We start from the raw sequence: 16,317 nt of genomic DNA, 5'->3' as shown, positions 1-16,317 counted from the left end.
TCTGATACCACCCTCAGATGGTTGATAGATCGACTCCGTAGTTGAGTTCCTCTGCGAAGTCCGGCAGTCCGTAACCGATGGTTTTCTTGTAGAAAGGAGAGACCTTCGCAGTCGGTGCCTTCTTCTTGTGCTTCGTGGTGTAGAGCATTCGTGCCCGCATCACCTCGAAGGAGTAACCGCGCCCTTCACGGTTCTTGTCCTTGGCCAGTCGGTTGATGGACTCCGTGTAAGCGTTGGTGACGGGCATGTCCGTCTCGAAGTAGGTCATGGTCTCTTCGCGCCAGTTTCCCACTGCCCTGACCAGATCGCTCCAGACTTCCTTTTGGCCCTTCGGGATGGTGGCTATCCACTCGTCCAGGGCGGCTTCTGCCTGGAGCCGTGTGGTGGCGTCCCAGATGCCGTAGAAGCGCTCCTTGTGCTCGTAGGCGGCCAGCAGTTGCGGGAACGCGCCTGTCCAGGTCTCCATGATGAGGCGCTCCCGGTCTGAGACTTCGTGAGCGCGTTTCAGTAGGATTTTCCGGTCTCCCTTGAGAGTCCGGCTCTGGGACGGTTTCAGCTCCTTTCTGAGGCCCTTGCGCACTCTCTCTAGGGCATCGTTGGCCATGCGCACCACATGGAACTTATCGACCACGATACGGGCCTGGGGCAGCACAGCCTTGACCGCTGCCCGGTAGGGGTTCCACATGTCCATGCTGACGATCTCGACCTTCTGCCGGTCTTTCAGCTTCATCAGGTAGTTGGTCACCACGTCCTGGCGGCGGGTGGCCAGCAGGTCGAGCAGGGTTCGCTCCTCAATGTTGGTCAGAATGCAGCGGTAGCGCTTGTTCAGGTATAGCTCGTCAATGCCCAGGATGCGGGGCGTCTCGAAGCGGTGCCAGCGCCCCAGGAACTCGGCGCGGGCGTTGAAGATGTCGCGCACCGTCTTCTCGTCCAGGCCGGTCTGTGCCGCCACAAAGGTGTAGGGGTGGTTGAAGGATTCCTTCTCCACGTACTCATGCAGCCGCAGTGTCATACGGAATCCGTCCACCATCTCCGGTAGCTGGGGCCTGAATGTTGTCTTGCAGGCCCGGCAGGTGTATCGGCGGCGGACCACCCAGAGAGTGACCCGCTTGCCGTGGATGGGCAGATCACGATAGGGAACGTCACGCTTGCCGAACCGTACGAACTCACCCTGCACGACGCATTCCTCGCAGGCGATGGGATCGGGCACGTCCACCTGGAAGTGCATTTCGTCGTCGGTTGATTTGCAGCCCAGTACTTGGTATTGCGGCAGGTGAAGGATGTTGCCGGGAAGTTCGGTCATGGTGTTGTATAGGCGTAGGTGTCAGTCAGATCCATCCGGCTCGGCATTGGTGTTTGCTTTTTTACCCAACAAGCTGCTGGAAACGAAAAGTAAGGCACCGAGGACAATTGCAATATCAGCCAGGTTGAAGGCCGGCCAATGCCAGTCTCGCCAATAGAAATCAAAGGAATCCACAACATAGCCGCGAAAGACCCGGTCAATCAGATTGCCCATGGCGCCACCGAGGATAAGACTGTAAGCGATGGTTTCTCCTTTATGACGATTTTCAAGGATCAGCTTGATCAGAAAAATCGAGACCACTACCGCGATTCCGATAAAAAAGTAGCGCTGCCAGCCTCCACCATTCGCAAAAAGACTGAATGCGGCACCGGTGTTCCATAGGTGCACCCAGTTAAAGAACGGGGTCACCGAAACATACTCGCCATAGGCCATTGATTGCTGCACCAGCCACTTTACAGCCTGATCAGACGCTGCCAGCAGGCCCGATATGGACAATAGGGCATATGGCGAGAGCTTTTTGCCAATAATGAGCATTATTTAACCCTTCAACGCCAAAATGCGTCTGGCACCGTTAAGTACAATGACCCCCGCGATGGTGCCGATAATCAGATCCGGATAATTGGAACCGGTCCACGCGACCAGGGCGCCGGCGGTGATGACCCCCAGGTTGATCACCACGTCGTTGGCCGAAAATATCCAGCTAGCCTTCATGTGCGCCCCGCCTTCCCGATGTTTGGATATGAGCAGCAGACAACTGGTATTGGCAATCAATGCGACGAATGCGATAGCCATCATCACCAGCGATTCAGGCTCACTACCGAATACAAAGCGTCTCACCACCTCTACGAGCACGCCAACAGCCAAAACCAGTTGGACCACACCAGCAACGTGCGCAACACGGACCTGCCTTTTCACGCTATGCCCAACCGCATAAAGAGCGAGTCCGTACACTGCCGCATCGGCAAAATTGTCCAGGGACTCTGCAATGAGGCCGGTGGACTGGGCGATCAGACCGGCAGTCATTTCCACCACGAACAGAAGTGCATTGATGCCGAGCAACCAGCGCAGGGTCCCGGATTCTTGCTTAGCAGAAGCTGCCGAAAACTCGGGGGCCTTGATGGTCTCCGGATTTGCAGCGACGGTTTCCTGAAGCGAGGCGCCTAGCCCCAAGGTCTTCAGTTTCGAGGTGACGGGCTCGACCTCGCCGTCATGCACGACCTTCAGCCGGCGGTTCGACAAGTCGAAGGACAGCGCCCGAATCTCCTCAAAGCCGTTCAGGGCTAGGCGAATCATTCGTTCTTCTGATGGACAGTCCATCTTCGGCACGGCATAAACACTGACCCATCTCCCTGGCGCTTCGGAGGAGGCCTGTATATCGGTATCCGCTGCGGACGTTGCATCACCGCCACAGGCGCCACCACAGGATTTGCTCATGATACGACTCCACTTGAATAATGTTGTGGTACCATTTAAAACTATAAAGCTACTATAAGGTCAATAGAGTAAAGAATCCGTTGGGGAGGAGGCTGATGCGCATTGGTCAGTTGGCGCAGTTGGTAGGGGTCGAAACACAGACGATCCGCTTCTATGAACAGCAGGGCTTGTTGCCGCCGCCTGATCGGCAGGTCAACGGTTACCGTGTCTATACCGAGAAGCATGGTGAGGGGCTGGCCTTCATCCGTCGCTGCAGAATCCTGGGCCTGTCACTGGCTGAGATTCACGAACTACAGAGCTATGAGGACGACCCTCATCAGCCTTGTACCGCCGTCAACGCCTTGCTCGATGATCACATCTCTCATGTGCGGTCGCAGATAACCGCTCTGCAAGCGCTTGAGAAACAACTCGTTTCACTGAGAGCGAGTTGCAACGATGACCGGGAAGTTGAGGCGTGTGGGGTTCTTGCTGGAATTAGCGAAGGAAACATGCACCAGCAGTAGGTGAAGCATCAACCAGATAATCCGATGAGATGCCGGTCTGTCTCACTCTCATGCAAAGGTAAGATCAACCATTTAATCCGCTTACCCGAATAACACTTGTCCTGGCCAGCAGCATCCGAACGCCGTTGCTCAAGTTCGCAGTTTTCCATAAGCCCCCCTGTTTTCTCAAAAGTCATAAATAGCAGTCTAATTGAGAATTAGGTTTTGAGATAGGTTTATGAGAACGAAAAACCCGCTTAATCGCGGGCTTTTTGTCGTTTTCAGAAGACGGCTGCACTGAACGTCAGAAGCCGACTGCACTATAGCAGCGGAGGGGTTGGATCCATCAGGCAACGACGGGCTGCTGCCGGCCATCAGCGGACGCAGGGAGGACTTTCCGCAACCGGCCGTTCGATGCGGCACCGATGGCCTTCGCGCAGGGGTAGTGAATCCGCCAGGATTGACTTGCGCTGCCCTACCTCTCACTAGTGAGGGGCGGCAGCGCATCAAGCGGTGAGCGCACTCCGGCACCGCCAACTTTCAGCACATGCGTGTAAATCATCGTCGTAGAGACGTCGGAATGGCCGAGCAGATCCTGCACGGTTCGAATGTCGTAACCGCTGCGGAGCAAGGCCGTCGCGAACGAGTGGCGGAGGGTGTGCGGTGTGGCGGGCTTCGTGATGCCTGCTTGTTCTACGGCACGTTTGAAGGCGCGCTGAAAGGTCTGGTCATACATGTGATGGCGACGCACGACACCGCTCCGTGGATCGGTCGAATGCGTGTGCTGCGCAAAAACCCAGAACCACGGCCAGGAATGCCCGGCGCGCGGATACTTCCGCTCAAGGGCGTCGGGAAGCGCAACGCCGCTGCGGCCCTCGGCCTGGTCCTTCAGCCACCATGCCCGTGCACGCGACAGCTGCTCGCGCAGGCTGGGTGCCAAGCTCTCGGGTAACATCAAGGCCCGATCCTTGGAGCCCTTGCCCTCCCGCACGATGATCGTGCCGTGATCGAAATCCAGATCCTTGACCCGCAGTTGCAAACCCTCACTGATCCGCATGCCCGTTCCATACAGAAGCTGGGCGAACAAACGATGCTCGCCTTCCAGAAAACCGAGGATGCGAACCACTTCATCCGGGGTCAGCACCACCGGCAAGCGCCGCGACGGCCGAGGTCTTCCGATCTCCTGAAGCCAGGGCAGATCCGTGCACAGCACCTTGCCGTAGAAGAACAGCAAGGCCGCCAATGCCTGACGATGCGTGGAGACCGAAACCTTGCGCTCGTTCGCCAGCCAGGACAGAAATGCCTCGACTTCGCTGCTGCCCAAGGTTGCCGGGTGACGCACACCGTGGAAACGGATGAAGGCACGAACCCAGTGGACATAAGCCTGTTCGGTTGGTAAGCTGTAATGCAAGTAGCGTATGCGCTCACGCAACTGGTCCAGAACCTTGACCGAACGCAGCGGTGGTAACGGCGCAGTGGCGGTTTTCATGGCTTGTTATGACTGTTTTTTTGTACAGTCTATGCCTCGGGCATCCAAGCAGCAAGCGCGTTACGCCGTGGGTCGATGTTTGATGTTATGGAGCAGCAACGATGTTACGCAGCAGGGCAGTCGCCCTAAAACAAAGTTAAACATCATGAGGGAAGTGGTGATCGCCGAAGTATCGACTCAACTATCAGAGGTAGTTGGCGTCATCGAGCGCCATCTCGAACCGACGTTGCTGGCCGTACATTTGTACGGCTCCGCAGTGGATGGCGGCCTGAAGCCACACAGTGATATTGATTTGCTGGTTACGGTGACCGTAAGGCTTGATGAAACAACGCGGCGAGCTTTGATCAACGACCTTTTGGAAACTTCGGCTTCCCCTGGAGAGAGCGAGATTCTCCGCGCTGTAGAAGTCACCATTGTTGTGCACGACGACATCATTCCGTGGCGTTATCCAGCTAAGCGCGAACTGCAATTTGGAGAATGGCAGCGCAATGACATTCTTGCAGGTATCTTCGAGCCAGCCACGATCGACATTGATCTGGCTATCTTGCTGACAAAAGCAAGAGAACATAGCGTTGCCTTGGTAGGTCCAGCGGCGGAGGAACTCTTTGATCCGGTTCCTGAACAGGATCTATTTGAGGCGCTAAATGAAACCTTAACGCTATGGAACTCGCCGCCCGACTGGGCTGGCGATGAGCGAAATGTAGTGCTTACGTTGTCCCGCATTTGGTACAGCGCAGTAACCGGCAAAATCGCGCCGAAGGATGTCGCTGCCGACTGGGCAATGGAGCGCCTGCCGGCCCAGTATCAGCCCGTCATACTTGAAGCTAGACAGGCTTATCTTGGACAAGAAGAAGATCGCTTGGCCTCGCGCGCAGATCAGTTGGAAGAATTTGTTCACTACGTGAAAGGCGAGATCACCAAGGTAGTCGGCAAATAATGTCTAACAATTCGTTCAAGCCGACGCCGCTTCGCGGCGCGGCTTAACTCAAGCGTTAGATGCACTAAGCACATAATTGCTCACAGCCAAACTATCAGGTCAAGTCTGCTTTTATTATTTTTAAGCGTGCATAATAAGCCCTACACAAATTGGGAGATATATCATGAAAGGCTGGCTTTTTCTTGTTATCGCAATAGTTGGCGAAGTAATCGCAACATCCGCATTAAAATCTAGCGAGGGCTTTACTAAGCTTGCCCCTTCCGCCGTTGTCATAATCGGTTATGGCATCGCATTTTATTTTCTTTCTCTGGTTCTGAAATCCATCCCTGTCGGTGTTGCTTATGCAGTCTGGTCGGGACTCGGCGTCGTCATAATTACAGCCATTGCCTGGTTGCTTCATGGGCAAAAGCTTGATGCGTGGGGCTTTGTAGGTATGGGGCTCATAATTGCTGCCTTTTTGCTCGCCCGATCCCCATCGTGGAAGTCGCTGCGGAGGCCGACGCCATGGTGACGGTGTTCGGCATTCTGAATCTCACCGAGGACTCCTTCTTCGATGAGAGCCGGCGGCTAGACCCCGCCGGCGCTGTCACCGCGGCGATCGAAATGCTGCGAGTCGGATCAGACGTCGTGGATGTCGGACCGGCCGCCAGCCATCCGGACGCGAGGCCTGTATCGCCGGCCGATGAGATCAGACGTATTGCGCCGCTCTTAGACGCCCTGTCCGATCAGATGCACCGTGTTTCAATCGACAGCTTCCAACCGGAAACCCAGCGCTATGCGCTCAAGCGCGGCGTGGGCTACCTGAACGATATCCAAGGATTTCCTGACCCTGCGCTCTATCCCGATATTGCTGAGGCGGACTGCAGGCTGGTGGTTATGCACTCAGCGCAGCGGGATGGCATCGCCACCCGCACCGGTCACCTTCGACCCGAAGACGCGCTCGACGAGATTGTGCGGTTCTTCGAGGCGCGGGTTTCCGCCTTGCGACGGAGCGGGGTCGCTGCCGACCGGCTCATCCTCGATCCGGGGATGGGATTTTTCTTGAGCCCCGCACCGGAAACATCGCTGCACGTGCTGTCGAACCTTCAAAAGCTGAAGTCGGCGTTGGGGCTTCCGCTATTGGTCTCGGTGTCGCGGAAATCCTTCTTGGGCGCCACCGTTGGCCTTCCTGTAAAGGATCTGGGTCCAGCGAGCCTTGCGGCGGAACTTCACGCGATCGGCAATGGCGCTGACTACGTCCGCACCCACGCGCCTGGAGATCTGCGAAGCGCAATCACCTTCTCGGAAACCCTCGCGAAATTTCGCAGTCGCGACGCCAGAGACCGAGGGTTAGATCATGCCTAGCATTCACCTTCCGGCCGCCCGCTAGCGGACCCTGGTCAGGTTCCGCGAAGGTGGGCGCAGACATGCTGGGCTCGTCAGGATCAATGCACTATGAGGCGGCGGTTCATACCGCGCCAGGGGAGCGAATGGACAGCGAGGAGCCTCCGAACGTTCGGGTCGCCTGCTCGGGTGATATCGACGAGGTTGTGCGGCTGATGCACGACGCTGCGGCGTGGATGTCCGCCAAGGGAACGCCCGCCTGGGACGTCGCGCGGATCGACCGGACATTCGCGGAGACCTTCGTCCTGAGATCCGAGCTCCTAGTCGCGAGTTGCAGCGACGGCATCGTCGGCTGTTGCACCTTGTCGGCCGAGGATCCCGAGTTCTGGCCCGACGCCCTCAAGGGGGAGGCCGCATATCTGCACAAGCTCGCGGTGCGACGGACACATGCGGGCCGGGGTGTCAGCTCCGCGCTGATCGAGGCTTGCCGCCATGCCGCGCGAACGCAGGGGTGCGCCAAGCTGCGGCTCGACTGCCACCCGAACCTGCGTGGCCTATACGAGCGGCTCGGATTCACCCACGTCGACACTTTCAATCCCGGCTGGGATCCAACCTTCATCGCAGAACGCCTAGAACTCGAAATCTAACGTCCGTTCGGGCATCGAGGTCCATGTCGGGGTGGGACGGGCCCGTGGCTTCAAGATCACTTGCAGTCCGACCGCGATGTCTTGGTTGCGCGAGAGGTTGTCGATATCCTCCACTTCCATCATCAACCCTGGATAATGCCGCCGCCGTCATCGCCGCCGACGCCCGTGCCGGGCTTTTCGGGCCTGTCAGGCTTGCTCGGCCTTCAGCCTGCCTGGGCGAGATCTCCGGCGGACGGATTAACGGCGGAGCTTCGCCGCCTTTCGTGCGTGTGAAGGCCGAAGATAGTTCTCTCAAAAACATCCGTTTATGAGAGATACCAAATGTCATTTTCAGAAGACGACTGCACCAGTTGATTGGGCGTAATGGCTGTTGTGCAGCCAGCTCCTGACAGTTCAATATCAGAAGTGATCTGCACCAATCTCGACTATGCTCAATACTCGTGTGGGCTCTGTTGCAAAAATCGTGAAGCTTGAGCATGCTTGGCGGAGATTGGACGGACGGAACGATGACGGATTTCAAGTGGCGCCATTTCCAGGGTGATGTGATCCTGTGGGCGGTGCGCTGGTATTGTCGCTATCCGATCAGCTATCGCGACCTTGAGGAAATGCTGGCGGAACGCGGCATTTCGGTCGACCATACGACGATCTATCGCTGGGTCCAGTGCTACGCCCCGGAGATGGAGAAGCGGCTGCGCTGGTTCTGGCGGCGTGGCTTTGATCCGAGCTGGCGCCTGGATGAAACCTACGTCAAGGTGCGGGGCAAGTGGACCTACCTGTACCGGGCAGTCGACAAGCGGGGCGACACGATCGATTTCTACCTGTCGCCGACCCGCAGCGCCAAGGCAGCGAAGCGGTTCCTGGGCAAGGCCCTGCGAGGCCTGAAGCACTGGGAAAAGCCTGCCACGCTCAATACCGACAAAGCGCCGAGCTATGGTGCAGCGATCACCGAATTGAAGCGCGAAGGAAAGCTGGACCGGGAGACGGCCCACCGGCAGGTGAAGTATCTCAATAACGTGATCGAGGCCGATCACGGAAAGCTCAAGATACTGATCAAGCCGGTGCGCGGTTTCAAATCGATCCCCACGGCCTATGCCACGATCAAGGGATTCGAAGTCATGCGAGCCCTGCGCAAAGGACAGGCTCGCCCCTGGTGCCTGCAGCCCGGCATCAGGGGCGAGGTGCGCCTTGTGGAGAGAGCTTTTGGCATTGGGCCCTCGGCGCTGACGGAGGCCATGGGCATGCTCAACCACCATTTCGCAGCAGCCGCCTGATCGGCGCAGAGCGACAGCCTACCTCTGACTGCCGCCAATCTTTGCAACAGAGCCCTTTTTGCCAATAATGAGCATTATTTAACCCTTCAACGCCAAAATGCGTCTGGCACCGTTAAGTACAATGCCCCCCGCGATGGTGCCGATAATCAGATCCGGATAATTGGAACCGGTCCACGCGACCAGGGCGCCGGCGGTGATGACCCCCAGGTTGATCACCACGTCGTTGGCCGAAAATATCCAGCTAGCCTTCATGTGCGCCCCGCCTTCCCGATGTTTGGATATGAGCAGCAGACAACTGGTATTGGCAATCAATGCGACGAATGCGATAGCCATCATCACCAGCGATTCAGGCTCACTACCGAATACAAAGCGTCTCACCACCTCTACGAGCACGCCAACAGCCAAAACCAGTTGGACCACACCAGCAACGTGCGCAACACGGACCTGCCTTTTCACGCTATGCCCAACCGCATAAAGAGCGAGTCCGTACACTGCCGCATCGGCAAAATTGTCCAGGGACTCTGCAATGAGGCCGGTGGACTGGGCGATCAGACCGGCAGTCATTTCCACCACGAACAGAAGTGCATTGATGCCGAGCAACCAGCGCAGGGTCCCGGATTCTTGCTTAGCAGAAGCTGCCGAAAACTCGGCGGCCTTGATGGTCTCCGGATTTGCAGCGACGGTTTCCTGAAGCGAGGCGCCTAGCCCCAAGGTCTTCAGTTTCGAGGTGACGGGCTCGACCTCGCCGTCATGCACGACCTTCAGCCGGCGGTTCGACAAGTCGAAGGACAGCGCCCGAATCTCCTCAAAGCCGTTCAGGGCTAGGCGAATCATTCGTTCTTCTGATGGACAGTCCATCTTCGGCACGGCATAAACACTGACCCATCTCCCTGGCGCTTCGGAGGAGGCCTGTATATCGGTATCCGCTGCGGACGTTGCATCACCGCCACAGGCGCCACCACAGGATTTGCTCATGATACGACTCCACTTGAATAATGTTGTGGTACCATTTAAAACTATAAAGCTACTATAAGGTCAATAGAGTAAAGAATCCGTTGGGGAGGAGGCTGATGCGCATTGGTCAGTTGGCGCAGTTGGTAGGGGTCGAAACACAGACGATCCGCTTCTACGAACGGCAGGGCTTGTTGCCGCCGCCTGGTCGGCAGGAGAACGGTTACCGTGTCTATACCGAGAAACACGTTGAGCGGCTGGCCTTTATTCGTCGCTGCCGCATCCTGGATCTGTCACTGGCAGAAATTCACGAACTAAAGCGCTATCAGGACGACCCTCATCAGTCCTGTACCGCTGTCAATGCCTTGCTCGATGATCACATCTCTCATGTGCGCTCGCAGATAACCGCTCTACAGGCGCTTGAGAAACAACTCGTTTCACTAAGAGCGCGTTGCAACGATGACCGGGAAGTTAAGGCGTGTGGGGTTCTTGCTGGAATTAGCGAGGGAAGCATGCACCAGCAGTAGGTGAAGCATCAACCAGATAATCCGATGAGATGCCGGTCTGTCTCACTCTCATGCAAAGGTAAGATCAACCATTTAATCCGCTTACCCAGAAAAGTTTCTGTCCGGTTCATTTCCCGTTACACTTCCAGTACAATAGGGCACGGAATAAACTCGCAAAACAGAGCCACAATACCCGAACATCAAACCCACAGGAGCCAGCGTACCTCCTGCGTCACCGCAGATGGGGTTTTCTGCAGCCTGCTTCAGGAGGAGCCTATGTATTTACTGAACGCCCAACAGATGGCCGCCATGGATCGCTACACCATTGAAACCCTGGGAATACCAGGAATACTGCTGATGGAAAATGCGGGTATGGCTGTGGTGCGCGAAATCAATGCCCGCTTTGATAACTCTACTCCTGTCAGTATTCTGTGTGGAAGCGGGAATAACGGGGGTGACGGATTTGTCATTGCCCGTCATCTGCACCTTCAGGGATATCCGGTAACCGTCTTCCATGGTGGTTTACCCCAAACCAACGACAGCCTGATGAACTTCAGGCTGGTTGAAGGCCTTGGAGTTTCCATGTTCCCTCTGGAACACTTCCTGGAAACAGATCCCGTCCTGGTCATTGACGCCCTCTTCGGCACCGGATTGAGCAGGCCCCTGGAGGGATTGAACGCTGAACTCCTCGCCAAAGCCAGTGAGGCACCATTTCGCATTGCCGTTGATATCCCCTCGGGGGTCTGCAGTTCAACGGGCCAGATCCTGGGTGTGGCTTTTGAGGCTGATCTCACGATCACCATGGAGTACCCGAAACGCGGGCACTTTCTCAGCCCGGGTGCCGAGTTCACAGGCGAGCTGGTAGTGGCGCCCATCGGCATATCGCCCCAGAGTCTTCCAAGCCAGGCACCCAGATTGATAAACTTCCTCGAACCAAAGATTCCATACCGGAGTATCCTTGCCCACAAGGGATCGTGCGGCCATGTACTGTGCGTGGGGGGCAGTACCGGCAAAGCGGGTGCCATCCGTCTGGGAGCCAAAGCGGCATTGGAGTGTGGCGCCGGACTGGTGACCGTTGCTTCCCAGAAGGAGACAGTGCGGTCGTTACAGATCAGCGAGCCGGAAATCATGTGTCTGGAGCTGCCCGAGGAGAATTCCGGCGCTCTGCGGGAGTTGTTTGAGTTCCCCGCCGACGCGATGATCATCGGACCTGGAGGGGGCCGTCAGCTGAGTAATCTGCTCTTTTATCGCGACCTGCTTTTGAGTGCGGAGTGCCCCATTGTCCTGGACGCTGATGGCCTCTACTGTGAGGAAGCGGAGCGGGACATGGTTCTTGGAATACTACGCAAACGAAAAAGTCCAACCATTCTGACCCCCCACCCCAAGGAGTTTGAGCGACTGACGGGAATTTCCACCAAATCCCTGGAGCCACGCAAGCTGGATGCAGTGCGGGAATGGGCCGAGGAACTGGATTGCTGCATTGTGCTCAAGGGCACCAGAACCACCATTGCCTCTGCCCAGGGGCAGGTGCTCCTGCTGGACGCTCCCAATCCGGCACTGGCCAAAGGCGGAAGTGGAGATGTGCTGGCGGGTATAATCGGTTCCCTGTTGGCCCAGGGTTTTGATATCTTTGAAGCGGCGGTGGAAGGCTGCAAAATTCACGCGCTGGCTGGAAAAATAATGCAGCAGCAGTATGGTAACCACTCCGGTGGACCCATGAAACTCATCAACCATCTTTCGGAAATTTTCAAGGAGTATACTGATGAAAACTATTATCAAAACCAGTAACGCACCAGCCGCCATTGGCCCCTATGAGCAGGCTATCGCCTATAACGGTACTCTGTACTGTTCTGGACAGATTCCCCTCACCCCTGCAGGAGATATGGTTGAAGGTGATGTGGCTGATCAGACCCGCCAGTGTCTGGAAAACCTGGCAGCCATCTGCAAGGCGGCGGGGACAGGCTTTCAGAATGCGTTGAAAATCACGATATTTCTGACAGATATGGCTGATTTTCAGAACTGTAACGCAGTTTATGCGGAGTATTTTGAAAAAGCAAAACCAGCTCGGGCATGTGTGGCTGTCAAAGCGCTGCCCAAAGGGGCAAAAGTTGAGATCGAGGGAATATTCGCTCTCGAGCAATAGTACATCGCCTAAAGACGTACCACCTGCCCGAACTCTAGGGGCAGGTTTTCCCCTTCAATAGTGGTGAGAATAACCTGCTGATAGGATTGAAGGATAGCAGCTACTCGTTTCAATGCCGCAGCATCAAGACCTGCGGCAAGATCATCCACCAGGAGAACGGGCTCTTTCTGATGCTGCTGGATCAATTCGGCCTGCGCCAGTTTCATGATCATCGCCACCATCTTCTGTTGCCCGTAGGATGCGTACTTTCCTGCTGAAAGTTCATCTATGGTAACGGTAATCTCATCCTTGTGAGGTCCTATCAAGGTATATCCATAGCGCTTCTCATCGCTGTATTTTTTTTCTAGAGCGCGAAGAAATGCCTGTGTATCCGTATATTCATCATCTCCGGAATTTATATAAGTGATGGAAATACCTTTTGGGTAATCCATTTGCGAAATAATGGAATTCACACTGAGCTGCAGCTGCTGGGTGTATTTTTTCCGATATTCGTGAATCTGAAGTGCGTACTGACAGAGCAGATCGTTCCAGTAGGGAAGCGTAGAATGATCTTTCTGTCGCAGCAAGGCATTGCGGTTTTTGAGGATACGGTGAAGATATGAGAGTGTTGAAAGGTACTCGGGATGCTGTTCAAAGACTCCGCGATCAATGAATTTGCGACGCATTCCTGAGCTGTGAGCTACCAGATCAATATCCTCTGGGGAAAGGACAAGTACGGTGTTGATATTAATATACTGAGAGAGACGCTCTGGTCGGTGTTCACCGATCAGGAGTCTACGCACATTTTTATGGAGCAGAAACGTCTGGAGAATGTGACGATCATTTTCCAGGGTGAGGGAAAAACCGTCACTGCCTTTGCGGACACATTCACGCAGAGTATTTGTGCGGAATGACTTGCCATTGGCGCAAATGGAAATAACCTCAAGAAAAGAGGTTTTACCGGAGCCGTTTACACCGCAAAGGGCATTAATACCTGGGGTAAACGACAAAACGGCGTCTGCGATGCATCTGAAATTTCGTACCCTGGTTTCAGTCAGCATGACAGGTCAGAGGCGGTTGGGCATAAGCACATACAGAGTCTGTTCGTCTTTTTTATTATCTCCGGGGCGAATTACGCTGACGGAAAGTGATTCATTCAAAGCCAGGGTAAAGGTCTCCGACTCAATATGATTAATAATTTCATTAAAGAGACGGACATTATAGCCAATTTCAAAATTGTTTCCTTCATATTCAATTTCAATGACTTCTCGGGCGTTGCCATGTTCCTGGGATTGAATAGTAGCAACGAGAATCTTATCTTCAACAGAAAACTTCACTATTTTTACGTTCTCATTCACGAAAATTGAGAGGCGTTTCAGGGTTTCCTTGATTTTTTTGGTGGATATTTGCAGGGAAACGGGACACTCATCTGGAATAACCTTGCCGTAAGGGGGAAACTTCTTTTTCAGCAGATTGGTTTTGATGGTGTCCTGCTGTGTGGCGAATACGATGGCGTTTTCATCAATATGCACCTTGATATCTTCATCGACATCGGTAAGGACTTTCACGATCTCATTAAGGCTGTTGCGGGGGATGACAACTTCATTGTCACTGTACTGCTGATCGGTACTTATGGCACTGAGCCCCAGTCGGTGACCATCGGTGGCAACGGTGGTGATCTTGTTCCCCTGGAGTTTCAGCAGGGTTCCGTTGACACCGAATTTTGTCTGGGTTTCGGTGGAACAGAAAAAGGTCTTAATGAGAATGTCTCGTAATTTCAGTGCGGGAATGACAACTGGGCTTTCACCAAGCTGCAGATCCAGTTCAGGAAAGAGTGTGGGATCAGAAGTGAAAAGCTTGAACTGGGTTTTCTGACAGGCGATGGTGAGTGTGTTATCAACCCGTTCAATAATGACAATATTGTTTGGAAGTTCTTTGATGGCTTCATAGAACTTCTTTCCATTGACGAGTACGGAACCGGTTTCCTGAATATTGGCACTGATCGTACTGGTAAGACTGATATTCCTGTCTGTACTGTTGATGCGGATCAAGTCGCTTTCTGCTTTGATCTGGATATTGGTGAGGATGTTATTGGTGATGTTTTTTGAGTTACAGATTCCATGAGCTTTGAAAAGGGTCTTTTCCAGATCTTTCTTTTCTATTTCAAATCGCATTTTCCACCTGTCTACTATTATTATAATTATATCCTTATTACAGTAGTAATAGTAATAAGGGGGTTGATAATGGGGATAGCTCGCTAAGGTTTTTAAACCACATGGATTATCAGATCAATAAACTGTTGGAAAGTATAGAAAGTTTTCCACAGAATCACAAGGCACAAAACTTACTCACAGTTTTTTCCCTTTATACACAGGTTATCCACTTTACTGATTGATAATTTGATTTTCAATAGATTCCAGCTCCACTTTAAAGTTATCGTCATTGGATGACTTGGCTTCGACGGTTTTGATGGCGTGAACCACGGTGGAGTGATCGCGCCCGCCGAACTCCCGGCCAATCTGGGGCAAAGACATATTGGTGAGCTTGCGGCAGAAATACATGGCAATATGTCTTGCGTGGGTGAGCTCAGAGGAGCGGTTTTTCGATTTCAGGTCGTTGGTTTTGAGGTTGAAGCGCAGGGAGACCTGACGCTGGATGTCTTCACAATTCACGACCTTGTCGCTGTCCTTTAGGATGTCCTTGAGCACATTCTTGATAATGTCCACTGTGGGTTCAACGCCAGTGAGGTGAGCGTAGGCACTGATGCGGTTCAGGCAGCCTTCCAGTTCCCGGATATTATGCTTGATGGCCTTGGCGATAAACAGTGCCACTTCATTGGGCAGGTACATGTCGATGGATTCGGCTTTTTTGCGCAGAATGGCCATTTTGGTTTCCAGATCCGGTGGTTGTATGTCAGCGATGAGTCCCCATTCAAAGCGGGAGCGCAGTCGTTCTTCCAGGTGTGGGATTTCCCGGGGAAACTTGTCGCTTGAGAGCACAATCTGTTTTTTCTCACCATGCAAAGTGTTGAAGGTATGGAAAAACTCTTCCTGGGTGCGATCCTTGCCGGCGATGAACTGGATGTCATCGATGAGAAGGACATCCACGTATCTGTATCGTTGGCGGAACTCCTCAATTTTCCCGTTTTTCAGGGCATTGATCATCTCGTTAGTGAAAACTTCGCTCTGCACATACATGATTTTGGCACTGCGATTATCCTGGTAGATGGCGTTTCCCACTGCCTGCATCAGATGGGTTTTCCCGAGTCCAACGCCACCGTAGATGAAAAGCGGGTTGTAGGTGACACCGGGCCCATTGGCTACGGCCATGGCAGCGGCGTGGGCAAACTGATTGGATGAGCCGACGACAAAGCTGTCAAAGATGTATCGCGGGCTGAGAATATGGCGAACATCACTGTGAAGTTTTTCCTTCTGTTGCGTGGGCGATGGTGTGGTTTGTGCCACAGAAGTTTCCAGTGCCGCAGGCTCATGGGCAGGTTCCTTTTCAGGAATTTTGTCCACCTGCTGCTCCACGAGGATATTCACGCGGTACGCTTTCTTTTCCAGTTTTTCTATGGCACCGCGCAGGGTTTCCAGGTAGCGCTCCTCCACAATATCTTTCATAAAGCGTGAAGGAACGTGGAGGGTCACGGTATCATCACTTTTATCGTGGAAATGCATGGGTTCAATCCACGTATAGAAGTTCTGTTCCGATATCTGGGTTGAAAGTAAGCCGAGCACATTTTCCCAGAATTCATTGGTGGTCATTCGGTAATCCCTTGTCGTGTATTCTGTTGCCCGTGAACTTCAGGCGTTTTGTGGCAGTGGTCGATAAGCGGGAAGCTGCTCTTTT

17 protein-coding genes and 1 pseudogene are annotated in these 16,317 nt (G+C 54.0%); 10 read left to right on the top strand and 8 right to left on the bottom strand.

Annotation, left to right across the window (positions count from 1 at the left end):
- Positions 1–13: 13 nt before the first annotated feature.
- The 3 genes from SELIN_RS00090 to SELIN_RS00080 are packed head-to-tail and all read right to left on the bottom strand — an operon-like array spanning position 14 to position 2,737.
- A complete protein-coding gene (locus SELIN_RS00090; protein ID WP_013504666.1) occupies positions 14–1,303 on the bottom strand; it encodes an ISL3-like element ISPpu12 family transposase in 1,290 nt (429 codons plus the stop codon).
- 21 nt (positions 1,304–1,324) lie between these two features.
- Positions 1,325–1,837: a signal peptidase II gene (gene lspA / locus SELIN_RS00085; protein WP_013504665.1), complete on the bottom strand. Its 513-nt coding sequence runs from the start codon at positions 1,835–1,837 to the stop codon at positions 1,325–1,327.
- A 3-nt stretch (positions 1,838–1,840) separates the two neighbouring features.
- Positions 1,841–2,737: a cation efflux transmembrane domain-containing protein gene (locus tag SELIN_RS00080; RefSeq protein ID WP_013504664.1), complete on the bottom strand. Its 897-nt coding sequence runs from the start codon at positions 2,735–2,737 to the stop codon at positions 1,841–1,843.
- Between the two features lie 95 nt (positions 2,738–2,832).
- Between SELIN_RS00080 and cadR (SELIN_RS00075) the strand changes: the two genes are divergently transcribed.
- Positions 2,833–3,240: a Cd(II)/Pb(II)-responsive transcriptional regulator gene (cadR, locus tag SELIN_RS00075; protein WP_013504663.1), complete on the top strand. Its 408-nt coding sequence runs from the start codon at positions 2,833–2,835 to the stop codon at positions 3,238–3,240.
- Positions 3,241–3,694: 454 nt separating this feature from the next.
- Here cadR (SELIN_RS00075) and intI1 read toward each other — a convergent pair whose 3' ends face one another.
- Positions 3,695–4,708, bottom strand: a complete 1,014-nt coding sequence (gene intI1 / locus SELIN_RS00070) for a class 1 integron integrase IntI1 (RefSeq protein WP_000845039.1) — start codon at positions 4,706–4,708, stop codon at positions 3,695–3,697.
- A gap of 145 nt (positions 4,709–4,853) precedes the next feature.
- On the opposite strand from intI1, the gene aadA1 reads away from it, so the two are divergent.
- The 6 genes and pseudogenes from aadA1 to SELIN_RS00045 all read left to right on the top strand — a co-directional run bounded on the left by aadA1 (position 4,854) and on the right by SELIN_RS00045 (position 8,886).
- Positions 4,854–5,645, top strand: coding sequence for an ANT(3'')-Ia family aminoglycoside nucleotidyltransferase AadA1 (aadA1, locus tag SELIN_RS00065; RefSeq protein WP_001209508.1), 792 nt, complete (start codon positions 4,854–4,856; stop codon positions 5,643–5,645).
- Positions 5,646–5,808: 163 nt separating this feature from the next.
- The gene (locus SELIN_RS00060; protein ID WP_000679427.1) at positions 5,809–6,156 is read left to right on the top strand and encodes a quaternary ammonium compound efflux SMR transporter QacE delta 1; all 348 of its coding nucleotides are present in this window, start codon (positions 5,809–5,811) and stop codon (positions 6,154–6,156) included.
- Positions 6,150–6,989, top strand: coding sequence for a sulfonamide-resistant dihydropteroate synthase Sul1 (gene sul1 / locus SELIN_RS00055; protein ID WP_000259031.1), 840 nt, complete (start codon positions 6,150–6,152; stop codon positions 6,987–6,989). Before SELIN_RS00060 ends, sul1 begins: the two co-directional genes overlap by 7 nt.
- Positions 6,990–7,114: 125 nt before the next feature.
- Positions 7,115–7,615 (top strand): GNAT family N-acetyltransferase, encoded by a 501-nt coding sequence (locus tag SELIN_RS00050; RefSeq protein WP_000376623.1) that lies wholly within the window; start codon positions 7,115–7,117, stop codon positions 7,613–7,615.
- Between the two features lie 320 nt (positions 7,616–7,935).
- Positions 7,936–8,004, top strand: a pseudogene (locus tag SELIN_RS15485) (EAL domain-containing protein); the annotation flags it as partial.
- 117 nt (positions 8,005–8,121) lie between these two features.
- Positions 8,122–8,886: an IS6-like element IS6100 family transposase gene (locus SELIN_RS00045; protein WP_001389365.1), complete on the top strand. Its 765-nt coding sequence runs from the start codon at positions 8,122–8,124 to the stop codon at positions 8,884–8,886.
- Positions 8,887–8,964: 78 nt separating this feature from the next.
- Here the strand turns inward: SELIN_RS00045 and SELIN_RS00040 are convergent, their stop codons facing one another.
- Positions 8,965–9,861: a cation efflux transmembrane domain-containing protein gene (locus SELIN_RS00040; protein WP_013504660.1), complete on the bottom strand. Its 897-nt coding sequence runs from the start codon at positions 9,859–9,861 to the stop codon at positions 8,965–8,967.
- A 95-nt stretch (positions 9,862–9,956) separates the two neighbouring features.
- Here SELIN_RS00040 and cadR (SELIN_RS00035) point away from each other — a divergent pair, with 95 nt between their 5' ends.
- The 3 genes from cadR (SELIN_RS00035) (at position 9,957) to SELIN_RS00025 (ending at position 12,486) form a co-directional block, all read left to right on the top strand.
- A complete protein-coding gene (cadR, locus tag SELIN_RS00035; protein ID WP_013504659.1) occupies positions 9,957–10,364 on the top strand; it encodes a Cd(II)/Pb(II)-responsive transcriptional regulator in 408 nt (135 codons plus the stop codon).
- A 255-nt stretch (positions 10,365–10,619) separates the two neighbouring features.
- Positions 10,620–12,131 (top strand): bifunctional ADP-dependent NAD(P)H-hydrate dehydratase/NAD(P)H-hydrate epimerase, encoded by a 1,512-nt coding sequence (locus SELIN_RS00030; RefSeq protein WP_013504658.1) that lies wholly within the window; start codon positions 10,620–10,622, stop codon positions 12,129–12,131.
- On the top strand, positions 12,106–12,486 hold the full coding sequence (locus SELIN_RS00025; protein ID WP_013504657.1) for a RidA family protein: 381 nt from the start codon (positions 12,106–12,108) through the stop codon (positions 12,484–12,486). Before SELIN_RS00030 ends, SELIN_RS00025 begins: the two co-directional genes overlap by 26 nt.
- 8 nt (positions 12,487–12,494) lie before the next feature.
- Here the strand turns inward: SELIN_RS00025 and recF are convergent, their stop codons facing one another.
- The 3 genes from recF to dnaA all read right to left on the bottom strand — a co-directional run bounded on the left by recF (position 12,495) and on the right by dnaA (position 16,232).
- Positions 12,495–13,526, bottom strand: a complete 1,032-nt coding sequence (gene recF / locus SELIN_RS14315) for a DNA replication/repair protein RecF (protein ID WP_013504656.1) — start codon at positions 13,524–13,526, stop codon at positions 12,495–12,497.
- A gap of 6 nt (positions 13,527–13,532) precedes the next feature.
- A complete protein-coding gene (gene dnaN, locus SELIN_RS00010) occupies positions 13,533–14,639 on the bottom strand; it encodes a DNA polymerase III subunit beta (protein ID WP_013504655.1) in 1,107 nt (368 codons plus the stop codon).
- 210 nt (positions 14,640–14,849) lie between these two features.
- The gene (gene dnaA, locus SELIN_RS00005; RefSeq protein ID WP_013504654.1) at positions 14,850–16,232 is read right to left on the bottom strand and encodes a chromosomal replication initiator protein DnaA; all 1,383 of its coding nucleotides are present in this window, start codon (positions 16,230–16,232) and stop codon (positions 14,850–14,852) included.
- Positions 16,233–16,317 lie beyond the last annotated feature (85 nt).

This window comes from Desulfurispirillum indicum S5, assembly GCF_000177635.2.
GTDB lineage: Bacteria > Chrysiogenota > Chrysiogenetes > Chrysiogenales > Chrysiogenaceae > Desulfurispirillum > Desulfurispirillum indicum.
The sequence above is the reverse complement of the archived record's forward strand: the minus strand, read 5'-3'. Positions and strand labels throughout refer to the sequence as shown.